This window comes from Nitrosomonas sp. sh817 (assembly GCF_030908545.1).
Taxonomy (GTDB): domain Bacteria; phylum Pseudomonadota; class Gammaproteobacteria; order Burkholderiales; family Nitrosomonadaceae; genus Nitrosomonas.
This window is the reverse complement of record NZ_CP133083.1, coordinates 1,745,765-1,766,190: the sequence shown is the minus strand read 5'-3', so window position 1 is coordinate 1,766,190 and position 20,426 is coordinate 1,745,765. Positions and strand designations below refer to the sequence as shown.

The 20,426-nt window shown below is 45.6% G+C and carries 18 protein-coding genes and 1 pseudogene; 7 read left to right on the top strand and 12 right to left on the bottom strand.

Going from position 1 to position 20,426, the window contains the following annotated elements; genetic code table 11:
• The first annotated feature begins 162 nt into the window (after positions 1 to 162).
• The 4 genes from RBH92_RS08280 to rimO all read left to right on the top strand — a co-directional run bounded on the left by RBH92_RS08280 (position 163) and on the right by rimO (position 3,688).
• Positions 163 to 1,074: a LysR family transcriptional regulator gene (locus RBH92_RS08280; RefSeq protein WP_307931632.1), complete on the top strand. Its 912-nt coding sequence runs from the start codon at positions 163 to 165 to the stop codon at positions 1,072 to 1,074.
• A gap of 106 nt (positions 1,075 to 1,180) precedes the next feature.
• Positions 1,181 to 1,891, top strand: coding sequence for a hypothetical protein (locus RBH92_RS08275; protein WP_307931631.1), 711 nt, complete (start codon positions 1,181 to 1,183; stop codon positions 1,889 to 1,891).
• 12 nt (positions 1,892 to 1,903) lie between these two features.
• The gene (locus RBH92_RS08270) at positions 1,904 to 2,137 is read left to right on the top strand and encodes a hypothetical protein (protein ID WP_307931630.1); all 234 of its coding nucleotides are present in this window, start codon (positions 1,904 to 1,906) and stop codon (positions 2,135 to 2,137) included.
• Between the two features lie 216 nt (positions 2,138 to 2,353).
• Positions 2,354 to 3,688, top strand: coding sequence for a 30S ribosomal protein S12 methylthiotransferase RimO (gene rimO / locus RBH92_RS08265; protein ID WP_307931629.1), 1,335 nt, complete (start codon positions 2,354 to 2,356; stop codon positions 3,686 to 3,688).
• Between the two features lie 72 nt (positions 3,689 to 3,760).
• Here the strand turns inward: rimO and truB are convergent, their stop codons facing one another.
• The 5 genes from truB to rimP form a co-directional block, all read right to left on the bottom strand.
• Entirely contained in the window at positions 3,761 to 4,681 is a 921-nt protein-coding gene (truB, locus tag RBH92_RS08260) for a tRNA pseudouridine(55) synthase TruB (protein WP_307931628.1), read from the bottom strand.
• Positions 4,682 to 4,714: 33 nt separating this feature from the next.
• A complete protein-coding gene (gene rbfA / locus RBH92_RS08255; protein ID WP_292923813.1) occupies positions 4,715 to 5,089 on the bottom strand; it encodes a 30S ribosome-binding factor RbfA in 375 nt (124 codons plus the stop codon).
• A gap of 27 nt (positions 5,090 to 5,116) precedes the next feature.
• On the bottom strand, positions 5,117 to 7,759 hold the full coding sequence (gene infB / locus RBH92_RS08250; protein ID WP_307931627.1) for a translation initiation factor IF-2: 2,643 nt from the start codon (positions 7,757 to 7,759) through the stop codon (positions 5,117 to 5,119).
• 77 nt (positions 7,760 to 7,836) lie between these two features.
• Positions 7,837 to 9,309, bottom strand: a complete 1,473-nt coding sequence (gene nusA, locus RBH92_RS08245) for a transcription termination factor NusA (protein ID WP_307931626.1) — start codon at positions 9,307 to 9,309, stop codon at positions 7,837 to 7,839.
• A gap of 29 nt (positions 9,310 to 9,338) precedes the next feature.
• Complete coding sequence (gene rimP / locus RBH92_RS08240; RefSeq protein WP_307933948.1) at positions 9,339 to 9,767, bottom strand: ribosome maturation factor RimP; 429 nt, start codon at positions 9,765 to 9,767, stop codon at positions 9,339 to 9,341.
• Between the two features lie 274 nt (positions 9,768 to 10,041).
• Between rimP and acs the strand changes: the two genes are divergently transcribed.
• Positions 10,042 to 12,018 carry an acetate--CoA ligase gene (acs, locus tag RBH92_RS08235; protein WP_307931625.1) on the top strand — a complete coding sequence of 659 codons (1,977 nt, stop codon included), beginning with the start codon at positions 10,042 to 10,044 and terminating at the stop codon, positions 12,016 to 12,018.
• A gap of 49 nt (positions 12,019 to 12,067) precedes the next feature.
• Positions 12,068 to 13,033, top strand: a complete 966-nt coding sequence (locus tag RBH92_RS08230; protein ID WP_307931624.1) for an MBL fold metallo-hydrolase — start codon at positions 12,068 to 12,070, stop codon at positions 13,031 to 13,033.
• Positions 13,034 to 13,152: 119 nt separating this feature from the next.
• On the opposite strand, the gene RBH92_RS08225 is transcribed toward RBH92_RS08230, so the two are convergent.
• From RBH92_RS08225 to RBH92_RS08215, 3 genes and pseudogenes are all read right to left on the bottom strand, one after another.
• Positions 13,153 to 13,371 (bottom strand): C4-dicarboxylate ABC transporter, encoded by a 219-nt coding sequence (locus RBH92_RS08225; protein ID WP_307931623.1) that lies wholly within the window; start codon positions 13,369 to 13,371, stop codon positions 13,153 to 13,155.
• 80 nt (positions 13,372 to 13,451) lie between these two features.
• A complete protein-coding gene (locus RBH92_RS08220) occupies positions 13,452 to 13,646 on the bottom strand; it encodes a C4-dicarboxylate ABC transporter (protein ID WP_292923825.1) in 195 nt (64 codons plus the stop codon).
• A gap of 368 nt (positions 13,647 to 14,014) precedes the next feature.
• A pseudogene (locus tag RBH92_RS08215) lies at positions 14,015 to 14,266 on the bottom strand (IS3 family transposase); the annotation flags it as partial.
• A gap of 143 nt (positions 14,267 to 14,409) precedes the next feature.
• On the opposite strand from RBH92_RS08215, the gene RBH92_RS08210 reads away from it, so the two are divergent.
• The gene (locus RBH92_RS08210; RefSeq protein WP_307931622.1) at positions 14,410 to 16,857 is read left to right on the top strand and encodes a DNA internalization-related competence protein ComEC/Rec2; all 2,448 of its coding nucleotides are present in this window, start codon (positions 14,410 to 14,412) and stop codon (positions 16,855 to 16,857) included.
• On the opposite strand, the gene RBH92_RS08205 is transcribed toward RBH92_RS08210, so the two are convergent.
• The 4 genes from RBH92_RS08205 to RBH92_RS08190 all read right to left on the bottom strand — a co-directional run bounded on the left by RBH92_RS08205 (position 16,854) and on the right by RBH92_RS08190 (position 20,107).
• Positions 16,854 to 18,302, bottom strand: coding sequence for a sensor histidine kinase (locus RBH92_RS08205; protein WP_307931621.1), 1,449 nt, complete (start codon positions 18,300 to 18,302; stop codon positions 16,854 to 16,856). The two genes, RBH92_RS08210 and RBH92_RS08205, sit on opposite strands and share 4 nt — an antisense overlap.
• Positions 18,303 to 18,316: 14 nt before the next feature.
• A complete protein-coding gene (locus RBH92_RS08200) occupies positions 18,317 to 18,706 on the bottom strand; it encodes a response regulator transcription factor (RefSeq protein ID WP_307931620.1) in 390 nt (129 codons plus the stop codon).
• A gap of 206 nt (positions 18,707 to 18,912) precedes the next feature.
• Positions 18,913 to 19,647 carry a bifunctional demethylmenaquinone methyltransferase/2-methoxy-6-polyprenyl-1,4-benzoquinol methylase UbiE gene (ubiE, locus tag RBH92_RS08195; protein ID WP_307931619.1) on the bottom strand — a complete coding sequence of 245 codons (735 nt, stop codon included), beginning with the start codon at positions 19,645 to 19,647 and terminating at the stop codon, positions 18,913 to 18,915.
• A 76-nt stretch (positions 19,648 to 19,723) separates the two neighbouring features.
• The gene (locus RBH92_RS08190) at positions 19,724 to 20,107 is read right to left on the bottom strand and encodes a gamma-butyrobetaine hydroxylase family protein (protein ID WP_292923830.1); all 384 of its coding nucleotides are present in this window, start codon (positions 20,105 to 20,107) and stop codon (positions 19,724 to 19,726) included.
• Positions 20,108 to 20,426: the final 319 nt, after the last annotated feature.

The window sequence follows — 20,426 nt, the reverse complement described above, 5'->3', positions numbered from 1 at the left end:
TACAAAATGACTGCTTAAGTGACTGCTTAAGCTCGCTTTTTACGACTATTTAAAATAGCTCAGATTGTTAAAACGAACTATAACGTGATTAAGCTATAAGAACAAATCAAAAATTCTAATATTTATGATAAGTTAATGCTTATAAAAATGCTGAGTTAAACCATGCTTCATTTAACGTTGAGACAACTAAGAGTATTCGAGTCAGTCGCCAGACATTTGAGCTATTCACGTGCTGCCGATGAACTGCATCTGACCCAACCCGCTGTTTCCATGCAAATAAAACAATTGGAAGACAACATAAGTTTACCGCTATTCGAGCAATTAGGTAAACGAATTTATTTGACGGACGCGGGGCGCGAGCTTTATCAATACAGCCGCGCCATTGCGCAGCAACTCGCTGACATGGAAGTGGCGCTGGATGAATTGAAGGGAATGGAACGCGGTAAATTGAGCATTGCGGTGGTGACGACAGCCAATTATTTCGCGCCGCATTTGCTGGCGAAATTTTGTCAGCGCTATAGCGGTGTGACGGTCAGCTTGAACGTATCCAACCGGGAAACGGTGTTAAAACAACTGGCGGATAATCTGATTGACCTTGCGATCATGGGGCAACCCCCCGAGAATCTCGATATCGACAGCGAATCCTTCATGGAAAATCCGTTGGTGGTGGTGGCGCCGCCGAACCATCCGTTGTGCAATGAGTGCGATATTCCGGTTAAGCGATTAGCCACTGAAACTTTTCTCGTGCGGGAGTCGGGATCGGGGACACGAAGCGCGATGGAGCGTTTTTTTGCCGCGCACGAGATCAAAATCAATAAAGGTATGGAAACTGATACCACCGAGGCGATCAAGCAGGCGGTGCAAGCTGGGATGGGATTGGGGATTATGTCGCGCCATACGGTTGAGTTGGAACTTGAAACCAAGCGTTTGAAGATACTGGATGTACAAGGTTTTCCCATCGTTCGTTATTGGCATGTCGTGAATCGCAAGAACAAGCGCTTATCGAGCGTTGCCAATGCTTTCAAGGAATTTCTGCTGAAAGAAGCCGAGAAGTTGATACCAATTTCAAAGTAATGATAATGAGGCAAAATTCCGCTGGTATTTGTCAATTAATTTTTGGAAATTATATGTGAGAATATTCTTACTTTGATATTGATATTTTATTGTCATGAATAATTCCGTGAATACTGACCTAAATTCCAATCCGACAAGCAATGCGGCAATTTATGGAACATATATGGCTTGCGGCTTATGCGCATTATTCATCTTGTTCATTGACTTAAGAGTACCGCTTGGTGTCGCCACCGGAGTTTTGTATATTGTCGTCATATTGATTTCTCTGAAATCCTCCAATAATCGCTTTACCATAGCGATTGCCTTCATTTGCACGTTATTGGTGTGGATCGGCTATTTGGGTTCGCCGCAAAACGTGATCAGCATGGAAGTTGTTTATATCAATCGTTTTTTAAGCGTGCTGGCGATTTGGGTTACCGCGGGATTGACTTTGTGGCAACGCAATAGCCTCCATCAATTGCACCAGGAACGGCTGAAGCATTTGCAGTCGAAAAAAACCGCCGAAATTCAGGAAGAGAAATTGAAAGTATTAAAAGCAACGATGTATACCGTCCAGGATATCATCGGTAATTCTTTGAATAATTTGCTGGCCCTGAAGCTCGAGATCGAACACCGTAGAACCTTGAGCACCGATTCGCTGCACACGCTCGATGCGATCATTCACGATACTTCGCAACGCATCAATAAGCTGACTAATTTGGAAGAAGTACGTGAAAAAAGAATGGCGGGGAATTTGATGGGTATTGAGTATGATGCTTCGGTACCGGATATGGCTGTTTGCCCGACTCATGATAAACTTGCAAAAAAATCAGCGTAAGGGGGTAGTGGTGTGACAGGGCAGGGATCCGGGGGTAATGTACTGGCAGCGGTTTGTAGTTTCTTCATTCCAGGGCTTGGCCAGTTAGTGCAGGGGCGCTTGGTGTCGGCCTTACTGTTTTTTGTGATCACGGGATTGGGTTATTTTTTCTGGGTGCTGATTATTCCGGCGGTGATCGCGGGAATTTTGCATTTGTGGTCGATTATTGATGCCGCGCGGTTTACCGGACCAGGCTCAGACCGTTGAGAAACTTCTACATTACCGCCACGGTTTAAAAACAACCGCATAATGCGCATTTATACCTTATAAATTGCGCTTTTCCACCTGTTGTTTTTTCGGTTGCATGCACTGCGGTGCAAAATTCAAGCCATTATATATTCTAAAATAAACATCGATTATCGGCTAAAATCCTGCGTTTGCTTTTCGCCAGCAATCATTCTTTCTTATCCAATCCGGTAGATTATGTCTTCATCCAAACAGATTCCCAACAAAGTTGGTTTTATTTCATTAGGTTGCCCGAAAGCATTGGTTGATTCGGAGCAAATACTGACGCAACTGCGTGCCGAAGGTTACGAGATTTCGCCATCTTACGATGACGCCGATCTGGTGGTGGTGAATACTTGCGGGTTTATTGATAGCGCGGTCGAGGAATCGCTCGATGCCATCGGGGAAGCGCTGGCCGAAAACGGTAAAGTCATTGTGACCGGCTGTCTGGGTGCAAAAGAAGATGGTGACGTGGTCAAAAAAGCGCACCCGCAAGTCTTGGCGGTGACCGGGCCGCATGCATTGCCGGAAGTGATGTCGGCGATTCATGCGCATTTGCCGCAACCGCACGATCCGTTTACCAGCTTGATACCGCCGCAAGGAATCCGGCTAACGCCTAAACATTATGCCTATGTCAAAATTTCCGAGGGCTGTAACCATCGTTGCTCCTTTTGTATCATTCCATCCATGCGCGGTGATTTGGTCAGCCGTCCGATTCATCAGGTCATGCAAGAAGCCGAGCATTTAGTCGATGCCGGCGTCAAAGAATTATTGATCATCTCCCAGGATACCAGCGCCTATGGCGTGGATGTGAGATACCGTACCGGTTTCTGGCAAGGACGTCCGGTTAAAACCCGTTTGACAGAATTAGCTACCGCATTGGGTTCACTGGGCGCGTGGGTGCGATTGCATTATGTCTATCCCTATCCGCATGTCGATGAAGTGATACCTTTAATGGCAGAGGGTAAAATTCTGCCGTATCTGGACGTGCCGTTCCAGCACGCTAATTCGCGGATCTTAAAAGCGATGAAACGGCCGGCTAGCGCTGAGAATAATCTGGAAAGAATCCGGCAATGGCGGCAAGTATGTCCTGATATTACGCTCCGCAGCACGTTCATTGTCGGTTTTCCCGGGGAAACCGAGGAAGAATTCGAAGAACTTTTGTTGTTTCTGCAAGAAGCGCGGCTGGATCGCGTCGGTTGTTTTGCGTATTCACCGGTTGCGGGCGCCGCCGCCAATCAGTTGCCGGGGCAGGTTCCGGAAGACGTCAAGGAGGAACGCAGGGCACGCTTCATGCAGTTGCAAGAAGACATCAGCCGTCAGCGCCTGGCGGAGAAAATCGGGCAAAGGATCACCGTGCTGGTGGATCAACTGACCGAAGATCAAGTGGTTGCCCGCAGTAGCGCCGACGCGCCGGAAATCGATGGATTGGTGTTTGTGGAGAATGCCGGAGATGTTCAGCCGGGGGATTTCCTGGAAGTGGAGATCACGGATTCCGATACGCATGATTTGTTTGCGGTTGCGTTAACTTGATATTTCCGCATTATGATCCCGTAGCGAATTGGGTCATCCGTTTTGCCGGATTGACAGAAAGCGAATAACCGGTTATGGGATACCGGATAAAAGCCGCTTGGCCACAATCGCGCGTTCGGGTGTTATGACACCGAGTCCCAAAAATTGTTGCTGTTCATTATAAAGCCGCGCCATTGCACCTTCGGGTATAACACTGGCATCCGATGGGCATGCAACGATTCTTCCTTGCAGGATGTGTTTTGCCATTAAATCGTTCAATTGGATCACGGGATAATCTTGCAATAAATGGTCGATCGATAATAGCAAGCGTTGCCGCTCGCCGGATTCCAGATCTTCGATCGCTTGCAGCGTCTGAGCTTGCGCAATGTTAAACCGGTCGATTTCAGTGCGGCGTAAATCCGTCAGGTAGGCGCCTCCACAGCCTAGCGCCTTGCCAATATCTTCCGCCAAGACTCTGATATAAGTGCCGGAGCTGCAGCGGACGCTGATGCGTAACTCATCGTCATGCAGCGATAGAATTTGCAGCGTATCAATATTGATATCGCGTGCCGGTCGTGCAATGGTGTCGCCGTTTCTGGCATATTGATACAGCGGTTTACCCTGATACTTGAGCGCGCTGTACATTGGCGGGATTTGCTGGGTTGTTCCGGTAAATTGTAAAAGTATCCGCTCGCACTTTGCTTGCGTAGGATATTCCGGTATTTCCAACTGATGAATTTCGCCTTCCGCATCGCCGGTAGTGCTTAGGAAGCCGAGTTTCAGCGTAGCGATATAGGATTTTTCAGCACCCAGTAAATGGGCTGAGAACTTGGTAGCTTCGCCAAAACAGATCGGGAGTAACCCGGTAGCCATTGGATCCAGCGTGCCGGTATGGCCGCATTTGGCAGCCGAAAAAATTTTTTTAACTTTTTGCAGGGCGTGATTGGACGAGATCCCATGCGGCTTATCCAATAGCAATACACCGTTGATTTTACGTTTTTCCGGCTTAGACACGTTAGCGAGGGGGCTACCGATAGTACTTTTCGATCAATCCGGCTGATGAGTGGCTTTATCCAGAGCGATCGCTTCGTCAATTAATTTTGACAAACGTATGCCGCGTTCAATCGATTCGTCATAGATAAAATGCAGATGCGGGATGATTCTTAATTTCATCCGATGTGACAAGTGAGTGCGCAAAAAACCTTTGGCGTGTTCCAAGCCTTTCTCTACGAGATCGTGTTCTTCAGGGTTGCCAAGCGAGGTATAAAAGATTTTGGCATGGCTGTAATCACGTGTTACTTCGACGGCGGTAATCGTGATTTGCTTGACGCGCGGATCTTTGATTTCATTTTGCAGTAAGTCGGCCAATTCCCGTTGTATCTGATCGGCGACCCGGAGCGTGCGGGAATATTCTTTTGGCATGGAAGTTTGTCGGTGGCCGGATTGTTATTATAACGATCGCGCTGTTTCTACGATTTCGTAGATTTCCAGCTGATCTCCCACCTGGATTTCATTGAAATTCTTAAGCGACAATCCACATTCAAAGCCTTCTCTGACTTCTTTTACATCATCCTTGAAACGTTTCAATGAATCCAATTCGCAACTGTGAATCACTAAACCATCGCGCAATACCCGGACGAGTGAATTCCGCTTGACGATGCCATCCAATACATAACATCCAGCCACTACACCCACTTTAGGAATACGGTAAATTTCGCGGATATCGATCAAACCGGTGATGTTTTCTTTGCGTTCAGGCGACATCATTCCGGAAAGAGCCGCCTTAATCTCATCAACGGCTTCATAGATGATGTTGTAATAACGCACATCGACACCGGTGGAGGCGATCAATTTCCGGGCACTCGCATCGGCGCGGACATTAAAGCCGATAATAACGGCTTTGGACGCCAGCGATAGATTGACATCCGATTCAATAATGGCTCCGACACCGCTATGAATGATATTGACTTTTACTTCGTCGGTTGAGATTTTTTGCAAAGCATAAGCCAGTGCTTCGCACGAGCCTTGTACGTCCGCTTTGATGATGAGCGACAAAATTTTGACATCTGCTTGTTGATCGAAAACATTTTCCAGTTTTGCGGCTTGTTGTTTCGCCAATTTTACATCGCGATACTTGCCTTGCCGGAACAATGCGATTTCCCGGGCTTTTCGTTCATCATCCAGTGCCAGCACCGTTTCACCGGCTTCGGGAACTTCCGATAAGCCCTGTATTTCCACGGGAATTGATGTTCCTGCATGTTTGATAGCCTTACCGTTTTCATCGTTCATGGCGCGTACTTTGCCATAAACGGCACCGGCTAGCAGCACATCTCCGCGATTCAACGTGCCTGATTGCACTAAAATGGTCGCTACCGGACCGCGGCCTTTGTCCAAGCGTGATTCGATTACAACGCCCTTCGCCGGAGTGTTGATTGGCGCTTTGAGTTCAAGCACCTCCGCTTGCAATAAAATACTTTCCAAAAGTGCATCAATGCCTTGACCGGTTTTGGCCGATACTTCCACAAACATGGTGTCGCCACCCCAATCTTCGGGCACCACTTCATGACTGACCAATTCATGCCGGATTCTTTCAGCGTTAGCTTCCGGTTTATCGATCTTATTGACGGCAACAATGATGGGGATTTTTGCGGCCTTGGCATGATGAATCGCTTCGATGGTTTGCGGCATGACGCCATCATCCGCAGCTACGACGAGAATGACGATATCGGTGATTTTCGTTCCGCGCGCGCGCATGGCGGTGAATGCCTCGTGACCGGGGGTATCGAGAAATGTGACCATGCCATGATCCGTTTCGACGTGGTACGCACCGATATGCTGTGTGATACCGCCCGCTTCGCCGCCTGCAACGCGGGTGCGGCGGATATAGTCAAGCAAAGAGGTCTTACCATGATCGACATGTCCCATAACCGTAACGACCGGTGCCCGGGGAATCATTTCGGCCGCAGTCATCGACGATTCTTGATCGGTAAGGAAACTCTCGGGATTGTCCATTTCGGCATATTTTGCAATATGTCCCATTTCTTCAACCACAATCATGGCAGTATCCTGATCGAGCATCTGGTTGATTGTTACCATGCTGCCCATTTTCATCAGTACTTTAATCACATCCGCAGCTTTTACTGACATTTTTTGAGCCAAAGCGCCTACCGAGATGGTTTCAGGAACCAGTATCTCTCGCACGATGGGTTCGGTGGGCGCGGAAAATGCATGAATGTTTTGCTCTTCGACGTGGTGAGGCTTGCTGTGTTTTTCTCTGCGCGTGCGCCAGCCTTGGCCGCTTGAAATATCGCCGCGGGTTTTTACAGCACGTTTCTTGGTATTTTCATCTTTCCATATTACTTGCTGCTTTAGTTGTTTCTTTTTCTTGTCGGTTTTTTCTTCCGGTTTTATGGCTGGTTTATGCAGCGTGCCTTCGGTAGCACTGACGTGCGAATCGGAACCCGGCTGTTCAGATTCAATCTTGTTTTTGGCAACCGGTGGTAATTGAGAACCGGTTTCCGGCGGTGCGAGAGGGGGCGATTGAGTTGAAGGGGGTGACTGTTCGGCTTTAGTTTCAGCGGCGATGGCTTGTGATTTTTCAATTTCTTCGGTTTTCTTGCGAGCTTTCTTTTGCCGGATTTCTTCAGCTTGGCGTGCAATTAATTCAGCTTGCTTTCTTGCCTCTTCATTGCGCAATGCCAATTGCGCTTCATCAATAACAGGCTGATTGACCGGCTGGTTCGCTGCTTCAGAGACTGCCGGTTTTGTGGGTACGGTTTCGCTTTCTCCAGGGATAACCGGTTTTGACAGGACTCTTCTTTTTCTGACTTCGACTTGGATAGTTCGCGCCCGTCCAGTGCTATCGGATTTGCGGATTTCAGAAGTTTGGCGGCGGGTTAAAGTGACTTTGCTTTTGGTGTCGGTGGCTCCATGGGTTTTTCTGAGATAATCCAGCAGTTGTGCTTTGTCTTGCTCAGTTAAGCTGTCTTCCACCAACATTTTTTTGACGCCCGCAGCTTTTAGTTGCTCGAGCAATACCGTCGGCAACAAACCCAATTCATTTGCAAATTGTTCCACACTCATTTGAGCCATTTATAACCTTTCACCAATCCGTACTTCAAGCGATTCTAAAAAAATCTAAGTTAATTCATTTTTCGTATGTCGTAAAATCAAGTAAACCATGGTTCACGCGCTTTGATAATCAATCGATTGGCGCGTTCAATATCGATGCCGGTTATTTCAACCAAATCATCCGCAGCCAGATCAGCCAAATCCTCTTGGGTGTTAATACCGTGTGCTGCAAGTTCTCTGACGATATTGATATCCATTCCTTCGATCGAGAGTAAATCTTCAGCGACATGCTCGACTTTTTCTTCGTTGGCGATGGCATCGGTTAATAATGCATTACGAGCACGATTTCGTATTTCATTGACTGTCTCTTCATCCAACGATTCGATTTCCAGCATTTCATTGAGTGGCACATAAGCCACTTCTTCCAGTGTCACGAAACCTTCTTGCAATAATATTTTGGCGATTTCTTCATCGACATCGAGTTTTTGCATGAAAAGCTGACAAATTTGCGTTGATTCCTGTTCATGCTTAGTCTTGGATTCTTCGACAGTCAGAATATTGAGTTCCCATCCTGTCAATTCTGATGCCAAACGGACATTTTGCCCGCCGCGGCCGATTGCTTGTGCGAGATTATCATCATCCACCACAATATCCATACTGTGTTTTTCTTCGTCCACCATGATACTGCTGATTTCTGCCGGTGCCAGCGCGTTAATGATAAATGTCGCGGGATCTTCAGACCATAGCACAATATCCACCCGTTCACCGGCGAGCTCGCTGATAACCGCCTGTACTCTGGAACCGCGCATCCCAACGCAAGTACCGATCGGATCAATTCTTTGATCATTTGATTTGACAGCAATTTTTGCACGGGATCCTGGATCTCGTGCAGCAGCTCTGATTTCTAGCAAACCCTCTTCAATCTCAGGAACTTCCAATTCAAACAGCTTCATCAGAAACTCGGGCGAAATTCGCGAAAGCTTTAATTGCGGGCCCCTCGCTAAGCGATCGACTTTATGCAAATAAGCGCGAACGCGATCGCCAACACGCAAATTCTCTTTGGGAATCATTTGATCGCGAGGCAATTCCGCTTCTATTTTTCCTGATTCGATGATCGCATTGCCGCGTTCGATTCTTTTAATGGTACCGGTCACTAAATAATCACCTCTCTCGAGAAAGTCATTCAGCGTTTGCTCGCGCTCTGCATCGCGAATTTTCTGGAAAATTACTTGTTTGGCGGCTTGTGCGCCAATGCGCCCAAACTCAATGGGTTCCAAAGGTTTTTCCAAATATTCCCCAGTCTGGAGAGCTGGATCGGATTTCAGTGCATCACTTAAAGAAACCTCGCGTGCAGCATCATCTACAGTGCCGTCTTCCACAACCAGCCAGCGGCGGAAGGATTGATGATCTCCTGTCACCCTGTCAATAGAAACACGTGTATCGATGTCTTCTTGAAACCGTTTTTTAGTTGCAGATGCCAAGGCGAGCTCAAGCGCCGTAAAGACGATTTCCTTTTCGACAGCTTTCTCTCGCGCCAACGCATCAACCAACAGTAAAATTTCGCGGCTCATAACCCTCCAGCCTATGTTTTCTGTATGACCTACAATTTTGGTACCAAACGAGCTTTTCCAAGATTACTTAATTCAAGGTCTAGCATTTTTCCATCAATTTCAAGTTTAATTATGCCATTATTTACTTCTCGCAGAATCCCAGTAAAGTTTTTTTGCCCTTGGATGGGGACATGTAGTTTTAATTTGATTGTTTCTCCAATAAAACGAGAAAAATCAGTTTCTTTCCGCAGCGGTCTGTCGAGTCCCGGCGAGGAGACTTCGAGCCGGCCATAGTCTATATTTTCGACCGCAAACAAGTGACTCAAGTGATTACTAATCACGACACAATCATCAATGGTGATTCCGCCTGCCTTGTCTACAAAAATCCTGATCAGCTTGTTGTGCGCGAGCCGTTCTATTTCGACCAACTCATAGCCCATATTGTTTAGAGTCGATTCCAACAATTCTTCTAGTGCCATAGCTCCGCCACAAATAAAAAATGGGCTGACAAAGCCCATCGAAATTATTGTGCCCATTTTAACAAATATTTATCGATTATGGAATATAAACTTTTCGTTCATGCCAATATTCTAGCGTTTCTTGGCGCTGCTTTGCCCGTTTCGAAGTGATGTGATTATGTTATTTCAATCGCGGTTATCCTTCCTGGTCGCAAGAAAAGAAGTGCTTATACTGATGGGTGCCGGTGATACAATTTGACGATTGAAGATTACTCGAAATTCGGAGAGCTGTTGCATGACGACTATTGAAACAGTGTTACACGAAACCCGTGTTTTTCCGCCACCAGAAGAATTTACCAAGCAAGCCAACATTTCCGGCATGCAGGCTTACCAGGCGCTGTGTGCAGAGGCGGAAAAGGATTATTTGAAGTTTTGGGCGAATCGCGCAACCGAACAAATTTTATGGCATAAACCTTTTACTCAAATTCTTGATGACCAAACGCCGCCGTTTTACCGGTGGTTTGGTGACGGAGAATTAAACGTATCGTATAACTGTCTTGACCGGCACCTAGCAACGCAGGCTGACAAAGTCGCGATAATATTTGAAGCCGATGACGGTACCGTTATCCGATCGACTTATCGGGATCTGCATCAAAATGTGTGCAGGTTTGCGAATGCATTGAAATCACTCAAAATTAAAAAAGGCGACCGGATAATCATTTATCTGCCGATGGGAATCGAAGCGGTCGTTGCGATGCAAGCATGCGCACGGATTGGTGCGATTCATTCCGTAGTTTTCGGTGGTTTTTCTTCGAAAAGCCTGCATGAGCGTATTGTTGATGCCGGTGCCGTAGCTGTTATCACGGCTGATGAGCAAATCCGTGGCGGTAAGTATCACTCGCTCAAAGAGACCGTCGATGAAGCGCTGCATACGGAAGATACAGCATCCGTCAAGTGCGTGGTGGTTTATCAGCGCACCGGTACCGCAGTACCTTTCGATACCAGCCGCGATGTTTGGTGGCATGAGATTATCGAAGCTGCCAGCACGGACTGTGAACCGGAATGGGTCAATGCCGAGCATCCATTATTTACACTTTATACTTCCGGATCGACAGGCAAGCCGAAAGGGGTTCAGCATTCCAGTGCCGGATACCTGCTGGGTACAAAACTATCGATGGAGTGGATTTTTGATTATAAACCGGATGATATTTTCTGGTGCACCGCGGATGTTGGCTGGATCACCGGTCATAGTTATGTGTGTTATGGTCCGTTGGCGATGGGGGCTACGCAGGTAATATTCGAAGGCATTCCGACTTATCCGCATGCCGGACGTTTTTGGGAGATTATTCAGAAACACCGGGTGACGACTTTTTATACCGCTCCCACAGCGATACGTTCTTTGATCAAACTGGGGAGCGATTTGCCAACACAATATGATCTTTCCTCCCTGCGTTTGCTTGGTTCGGTGGGTGAGCCGATTAATCCGGAAGCGTGGATTTGGTTTTATCAAAAGGTTGGACAAGCACGTTGCCCAGTGGTTGATACCTGGTGGCAAACCGAAACGGGATGCCACATGATCGCGCCCGTTCCTGGCGCGATTGCACTTAAACCGGGTTCTTGTACATTTCCCTTGCCCGGAATTTTTGCTGCGATAGTCGATGAGGCGGGGCATGATGTCGAAAAAGGAAAAGGAGGGTTTTTGGTGATCAAGAAGCCCTTTCCTTCGCAAATACGAACCTTATGGGGGGATCCGGAGCGGTTTAAAAAAACGTATTTTCCAGAAGATATCGGGCATGGTTTGTATTACCTTGCCGGTGATTCCGCTTATCGTGATATGGATGATTATTTCTGGATTATGGGACGCATTGACGATGTTCTGAACGTATCGGGGCATCGATTGGGGACAATGGAAATCGAATCGGCGTTGGTTGCGCATCCGCTTGTGGCGGAAGCGGCAGTAGTGGGAAAACCCCATGAAGTTAAAGGGGAAGCGGTAATTGCTTTTGTGGTTTTGAAAGGCAGATATCCGCAAGCCGGAGAGACCGCGGATATTGTTCATACATTACGGGAGTGGGTAGCGAAAGAAATCGGCCCCATCGCGAAACCAGAAGAAATCCGCTTCGGCGAGAATTTGCCAAAAACCCGATCAGGCAAGATTATGCGCCGATTGTTGCGCGCCTTGGCCAAAGGTGAAGAAATCACCCAGGATACTTCGACATTGGAAAACCCGGCTATCCTGGAGCAATTAAAGAAACCTGCGCAATCATTTTAATGATGTGCCGCTTATTGAACGGATGTTACGCGGATAGGATTGGAAAAACATGAATCTACCAGTTGTAATTGATTATGAAGATGGAATCAGTGCGATTGATGCGCAATTTCATCGGCCTAGACGCGCAGCAATCCATTTAATCGTCGAGAATGGCAGTGCGGCGTTGATTGACACCGGAACAAATTTTTCGATCCCTGGCGTAGTTGCATCGCTCAAACAAAAATCCATAGCGAAAGAAGCGGTTGCTTATATCATACTCACGCATATTCATTTGGATCATGCGGGCGGCGCGAGCGAATGCATGCGTCTTTTTCCAAACGCGAAACTGATTGTTCACCCCCGTGGTGCGAGCCATATGGCGAATCCGGCACGACTCGTCGCCGGTGCAATAACCGTATATGGTGAGTCTGAGTTTAAACGGGTATATGGTGAAATCTATCCGATTGAAGCGGACAGGATTATCGAGGCTGTAGACGGCAGTACTATCGAACTGAATGGGCGCCCCTTGTTGTTCCTTGATACTCCAGGGCACGCGCGTCATCATAATTGTATTTTTGATGCCCGCAGCCAATCTTTTTTTACCGGCGATACTTTTGGCGTCTCATATCGGGAATTGGATGTCGATGGAATGGAATTTGTTTTTCCAACCACTTCTCCGGTGCAATTTGATCCAGCGGCCGCGCATCATTCCATTGATCGCATCATGAGTTATCAACCACGCCATGCTTTTTTGACACACTATAGCCGGATCAATCACCTAACTCGTCATGCTGGATCTATGCATGAATTAATTGATGCGCATGTTGAGATCGCGCAACGTGCAAGAGAGCATCAAGACCGGGCAGCTGAGATTTCAGAAGCTTTAACGGATTTACTGCTGAATCAATTAACAAAGCATGGCTGCCGTTTAGCGCAAGTCGAGATCAAAGAACTTTTGCAATCCGATATTCGCTTAAATACGCAAGGTTTGATTCACTGGCTTGATCAACCAACCGATCGCTTTAAACAGCTGTGACATGATTGGATTGTTGAAATTCGGTATAGCTTCGAAATCAGGGATATTGTAAAAAGAGGTGAAGACGTCTTATTCGACTCGTCTTCACCCCTGATTATTGAGCTAGTTAAAGGGAGAGATTAAGCATATATCCTTTTATTGGAACGATACCCAGAACGCTGGGATGAACCGTAGGTAAAAGTGATAACTAAGTAGCTGATATATAAAATCACTCCCAAAATAACATCGGAGATGATCCATTCCGTTACCGATGCAGGTAAATCAAACAACGATAAAATACCGAAGAATATACCGCTAATGATGAATACGGTTAACATAACCAATTGATTCGTTTTCATAAGATCTCCTGGATCGAAGGGTGTGTACTATGCTTGATTTAGTTTAGTTCTTGTGTTTGTTACTGACGCTATAAATTAAATCAGCGCATTCTGGGTTTGGATGTTCCGTTCATCAAGGCTATGATTAAATAGCTGATATAAAGAATGACCGCTAGCGCACCATCAGTAATAACCCACTCAATAATTGTTTGTGGTAGTCCAAACATCGACAGGATTCCAAAGAACACTCCGCTGATCACTAAAGCAGAAATAATAAAGATATGATTGGTGGACATGATTAGCTCCTTTATAAAGTTTAATAAATTTGATAAAAATTTTTTTAACACCCAATTTGATACATTTGTTCACAAAAAGTTCACACTTATTTCACATTAAATTTACATTTCGGATTGTTACGCATGATCGCCCCGTTCGTTGGTGAGAATCCTGCGCTAGTGATGGAGTTTTAGATGAAAGACATTGGTACAAGCATAATCTCCGCTTATTATTGCAATAACCGGCTTAATGGCGGCTGTTAGCACCGATATGGTCATGTATGGAAAGATAAGGCGGATGTATTACCTTGCTCTGCTGATCAACGGAACTCAACGGCAAACGAATTTGTCGCAGAACACGATAAAGAAGTGGATTTGTGGCCACTTTGTTAAGTAATTTTCATCGTTTTTATCGCTTCGACCTCATTTTGGTTTGGACTTTTATAACTCAGGTATGAATGCAGTCAAAACACCGCGATATCCTGCTGCGACTCATAGCAGGTTTGGTAGTGCCGCCACTGATAGCGTTCCTGTTTAAGGCTGCTAAAGCTTTTCGCAACCGCAATGTCCCAACAATCCCCCAAACGGCTCATACTGTTAATAACCCCATGTGCTTTCAGCAACTTATGAATGGCTATCGACTATCAGAGACAATCTTTAGTCTAGAGCCAAAGTAATTAATCCAAGAAAATAATGCCGTAAAAGCCAATGCGTGTATCGTATATTTTTTTGTTTTCAATGAGAGCGCTCCCTATCGGTTTCAAACAATGAAGAGGTGGACAAGTTGTTTTGGCAATTGAATATTCTTGCATTTGTAGCTGGCGCTTGTCTGCTGCAGCAACAAGCCGATTTGCCTGGAGTGAATCAGATTGGGTGGGTGTTACCAGCCATATTGTTACTTAGATTGCTTTGGCGTCCGCAGTCAAAAATTGGTAATGCAATAAAAAGAGTCGTGATTTTGATTTTTATCGGAATGATTGGATTTACCTGGGCAGCCGCAGTTGCGCACTGGCGTTTATCCGATAGATTGGCAGAAAACTGGGAACGACGCGATATCCAGGTAATTGGCGTGATTGCCAGTGTTCCCTCTCAGAATGAGTACGGTACGCGCTTTTATTTTGATATTGAAAAGACGATTAGCGAAGATGCTGTTGTGCCTAAACGTGTTGCTTTGACTTGGTACAAGGAGGCGCAATCGCACGATGTGCAATCATCAAAAAAGCCTGTGCTTCAAGCCGGCGAAAGGTGGCAATTGACCTTGCGGCTCAAACAGCCTCATGGCAGTGCAAATCCGCATGGTTTTGATTATGAAGTATGGGCATTGGAACGAAATATCCGGGCCACCGGTTACATACGAAAATCCAATGAGAATAAACGCTTGGATGACATGGTTCCTAAACCTCGGTATTGGGTTGAAAAAATCCGTGAGAAAATCCAGCAAGAGCAGAGCCGATATCTTGCTGACCAGGCCTATGCCGGTATCTTGAATACATTGGCGACGGGCGATCAACATAGGATTCCGCGTGAGCAATGGCAGGTGCTTATACGCACCGGCACGAGTCACTTAATGGCGATTTCCGGTTTACATATCACCATGGTTTCCAGTTTGATTTTTGGATTGGTTTATTGGTTATGGCGCTGGAGTTCATATCTGACATTGCGAATATCCGCAAGACGGGCAGCGGTTCTAGCGGGATTGATCGCTGCTTTTGGTTATGCGCTAATATCCGGCTTTGCTATCCCGGCACAGCGGGCATTTTGTATGTTAGCGGTGATGGCGATAGCGATCTGGAGAGGGCGGCAAAATTCAACAACCGGGATCTTGATGTGGGCTTTGTTTTGGGTAGTTTTATTGGATCCTTGGGCGACTATTTCTCCAGGATTTTGGCTATCTTTTGGTGCAGTCGCTATCATTATGTTGATAACTGTGGGACGTATCGGAAAATTTCATTGGTTGAAAGGATGGGTGCGGATACAGTGGGCGATTACGCTAGGATTGATTCCTGTTCTTTTAGCTTTGTTTCAACAAATATCATTGGTGTCGCCGATCGCTAATGCGATTGCTATTCCGGTAATCAGCTTGGTAGTTGTTCCACTGACTTTGCTGGCGATTATCCTGCCCTTCGAATTTTTGCTGTTTCTGGCGCATGACATATTGATGATTTTGATGATTTTACTCAATTACATCAGTGACTTTCCTCAGGCGGTATGGTTGCAGCATTCCCCTCCGTTTTGGACGATAGCAGTAGCCGCGATCGGGGTTATTTGGCTGCTGTTGCCGGGAAGCATCGGATTGGGATGGTTAAGAGGATTTCCGGCCCGCTGGCTAGGATTCATAGCAATGAGTCCGATGTTCTTGGTGCAATTGCCGGAGCCTAAAGCGGGTGAGTTATGGCTCACGGTATTGGATGTTGGACAGGGACTCGCAGTAGTCGCACGTACCGAACAACATGCGTTACTGTTCGATACCGGTCCAAGATTAGGTGAAACGGATAGTGGCCGTCGCATCATTATTCCTTTTTTATACAGCGAAGGGATACGGCGGTTGGATGTTTTGATGGTGTCTCACGCCGATTCGGATCATAGCGGAGGCGCGCTATCGGTACTGGCAGGAATACCGGTAAAGAAAGTATATTCATCGCTAGATCCTGATCACCCGGTCCGGCAATACACTTCCAGCAACGATCTGTGCCATGCCACTCAAGCATGGAATTGGGACGGAGTGCAATTTGAGGTATTGCATCCATTGAAACAGGATTATCTCGAATTAAAGCGTGGTAATAATAGAAATAATTGTGTCTTAAAAATTACCACCGCGCACGGGAGTGTGCTGCTGCCCGCTGATATTGAAAGCAAGGATGAACAGGCTATTCTTGCGAGAAGTTTTGAGGATCTAACGGCAACGGTATTGATCGCGCCGCATCACGGCAGCCTAACGTCATCCACCGATGCATTTGTCAAGACTGTAAATCCTGCGGTGACGATATTCACGGTTGGCTATCTGAATCGCTACGGCCACCCAAACAATGCGATTACGCAGCGCTATCACCGGTTAGGCAGTAAATTAATGAGAAGCGATCAAGATGGAGCAATTATCTTACGTTTTGCAGATCAACAATTAGTGATTGATAACTGGAGAAGGTCAAACCGGCGATACTGGCATCAGCGTTTTGCAGGTCATGTGATGCCGAGGTATCAAATATCTGTCGATGCGGTAAAAATGCAATACTAGATGGGCAAAGCAGCGATACGTTCCGCGGGAATTTCAATGTCATTGAAAATAATTGAAAAAGACGTTCCTGTGCCAGGTTCGCTGGCAACTTTGATTTTTAGTTTATTATTTTCAGCAGCAATTTTGACAATCGATAAGCCTATGCCACTGGTCGCTTTATTGTGCATGGCCGCGCGTGGTGAATAAAAATATTCATTGAAAATATTGGGTAAGTCTTTGCTTTCGATGCCTATGCCGTGATCAGTGATCGTAATGTGAGCGCTATGATTTAATTCGTCGATTTCTGATGTAATTTCGACGCATGAGTTTTCATGTGAATAGGTGACTGCATTGGAAATGATATTTTCCAGCAAAATTCCCAGCTGATCCGGAATCACGTTGCATATGAAATTTTTTACGGAAAGATTCAGAGCGACCTGTTTGGAGTTGGCAACAGGGGTCAATTTTTCTATACATTTTTGCAATACAGTTTGAATTTCAACGGGTTCAAAAACCGCAGTATCAAGACAAGTATCCTTCAATCGTTCTAAACGCAACAAATCAAGAATTAAGCCTGACATATTTTTGGCTCGGACATCCATCTGTTCGAGTGCAGTAGCGACTTCTGTCGATGTCTCGCCAAGATAACCATCCTTAATTAGATTAATTTTGCTGCGAATCGCATCAAGCGGGGATTTCAATTGATGGGTGATTAGTAATGCATATTGATCCTTTTCGACTTGCGCTTGATTGATTTGCTTATAAGCATCCAAGAGATGACGTTCGTGAGCGCGCACAATCAATGAAAGTCTTGAGACTACATACCAGACGATAATAAATAGCGTATCAAGAAAAAACATCCATAGCAGCGCGCTCTCTACCCGCTCGGATTCGAAAGAGAGGCGGCTGCTAATCAATGTTGAAAGGGGTGTTTGTGTAATAAAAAAATTATCGACGAGGATTACGATTGTGTCCATAAAACAGACCAGTATCGTTACATACAGACTTTCTCTTGTTGAGAAAAAAATACACGCGAGGGCGATGTGCAACACGTAGAAAAACGAAATAGGCGTGGTGGTGCTCCCGATATAATGAACCACAACCGATAAACAGAGGAGATCAACAATAATCTGGATCCACAGATTAATAGAAGGGGAGTTGTATTTACTGGGACGGCAATGGTCTAAAGCGAATAAATAGGAGATATTGGCAATTATCAATACAACAATGATCGCGATGGGCCATTTATTTTGATCACTGATACCAAACTGCGCCAAGGTATCGGCCGCAGAAAGCATCAAGATCTCAAAAAAAACAAGTGTGACTATCAAAATCCAGCGAAAAGTGATAAACCAGCGGATATTGCTGATTAAAACATCATCACTGAGCTTGAGCTTGTCTCCTTTGATTTCTAGCAGAATATTTTGATTACTCGGCTTATTCCAAGAAAACTCGGTGATTGCCATGCGTTGTTAATCCGTTATGCAGCATTTCCAGGTTGCTTTAAGCGGTCATTGATAGTTGCGAGCAAACTCATCGGCTCAACGGGTTTTTCCATGATGCAGACCCATTCATGCGATCCATTTTCAAAATAGGGTCTTATCATATCGCCTAAAGACGTCAAAAAAATAGCTTGTATTTTTGGGAAACGTTTATGAATTGCTGCATAGGTTGTCAATCCTGAATCCATCGACTCAACCATAACATCAAGAATAGCCAGATCCGGTCGCTTACTCTCGTCTTCCAAGGAATCGATAAACTCTTGCATAGACAAATAACTGTCAACATCGTAGCCGTTTTTAGTTAATATTCGTTGAACGGATTCTCGGATATCCGCATCGTCATCAACATGTGCAATTTTTGGTGCCATAATAAATCTCCTTCGTTTTTAGTTTACCCCGATTTGAACGGTCACTAGAAACCCCTTGCTAGTCGAGGTTATTGTACCCAATCATATCGTAGCGTGTGTGAAAAATATGTGAAAAATCGATATCGGCGCATGATAGGAAAAAAATAGTCGGTTGCAAGAATTCCAGTTTTTTTATGGCAAATCTAGAAAACAGTAACAGTGTGTGATCAAAATTTGTATCCACGGTGTAATGCAACGATACCTGCAGTCAGGTTGAAAAATTCTACGCGATCAAAACCGGATTGCTGCATGAGTTCCTGTAACTCAAGTTGTGCAGGATGCATACGGATCGATTCAGCCAGATAACGATAACTTTCTGCATCATTAGTGATTACTTTTCCCATCGCCGGGAGTATTTTGAACGAGTATGCGTCATAGGCGGATTGCAAAGGTTTCCAGACTTTTGAGAACTCTAACACAATAATAACTCCCCCAGGTTTGAGAACACGCAGCATCTCTTTTAGCGCTATTTCCTTACGCGTCATATTTCTGAGACCGAAAGCGACACTGACGCAATTAAAATAATTATCCGGAAAGGGTAATTTCTCGGCATCGCACTGCGCAACAGGAGTCGGCGTGCCGTCGTCAATCATACGGTCACGACCGATGGAAAGCATGGAATTATTAATATCGGTTAACCAGACTTCTCCGGAGCTGCCTACTTTTTGTAAGAATAATGCGCTGAGATCGCCTGTGCCACCAGCAATATCCAGCACTTTATCGCCCATTCTGACGCCGCTCGCTTGAATTGCAAATCGCTTCCATAAGCGATGAAGTCCCATCGACATTAAGTCATTCATCAAATTGTAGCGCTCGGCTACGGAATGAAATACTTCTGCAACTCTGCCGGCCTTTTCTTCTTCAGCAACAGTGTTAAAACCAAAATGGGTTGTTTTGCTCATAGTTAATTGATTTAAGATGTGAAGTGAAAAGTATGATTGTGCGTGTGATTGATTAGTGAAACGGCCGATTCATAGACTATTCGCTACCAGATTCCCGGCTGGCACCAGCTTCCGCTAAACGTTGTAGATAACGTTGCCACATTTTATCTTGATTCAATCCGTAGCTATATAGTAAATCCCAAGAATACAGTCCGGTATTATGGCCATCGGTAAAATCGAGCTGTATGGCATAATTGCCAACAGGTACAATTTTTTTGATGTTGATCATTTTTTTGCCGGTTTGCAGCACTTCTTGTCCTGGACTATGGCCGCATACTTCGGCAGAAGGTGAATGGACTCGCAAAAATTCGCATGAGTAATGAAAAATTTTTCCATCGGAGAAAGCGATATCCAATATTCTGGATTTTTGATGCAGCTTTATTTCTATGGGAATAGGAGTGTTTTTTGTCAAACCTGCCATTTTAAAGTCTTTACCTGATAACCGGTGCTTTATTGTAACAAACTGTGTCAATAATAGTTGACGGATTCGAGTAATAAGCACAACTAAATTATGTATGCAGCAAGCCGATCGGCTTGCTGCTCCTCCTAAGGAAATGCTGATTGATTGACTATACGAGCGAATCACTTCGTTACACGGTACTCGCCTCCTCGCCTATCTTGTTGATATGTCTCGGTTGTTGCGTTCCGTGCACCTCGCGCTTCATCTCGTTCGTCGAATTATTATACAACCAATGCCATTGGACACTTTCTTCCTGTGCAAGTACTGCTTTTTTATTGTC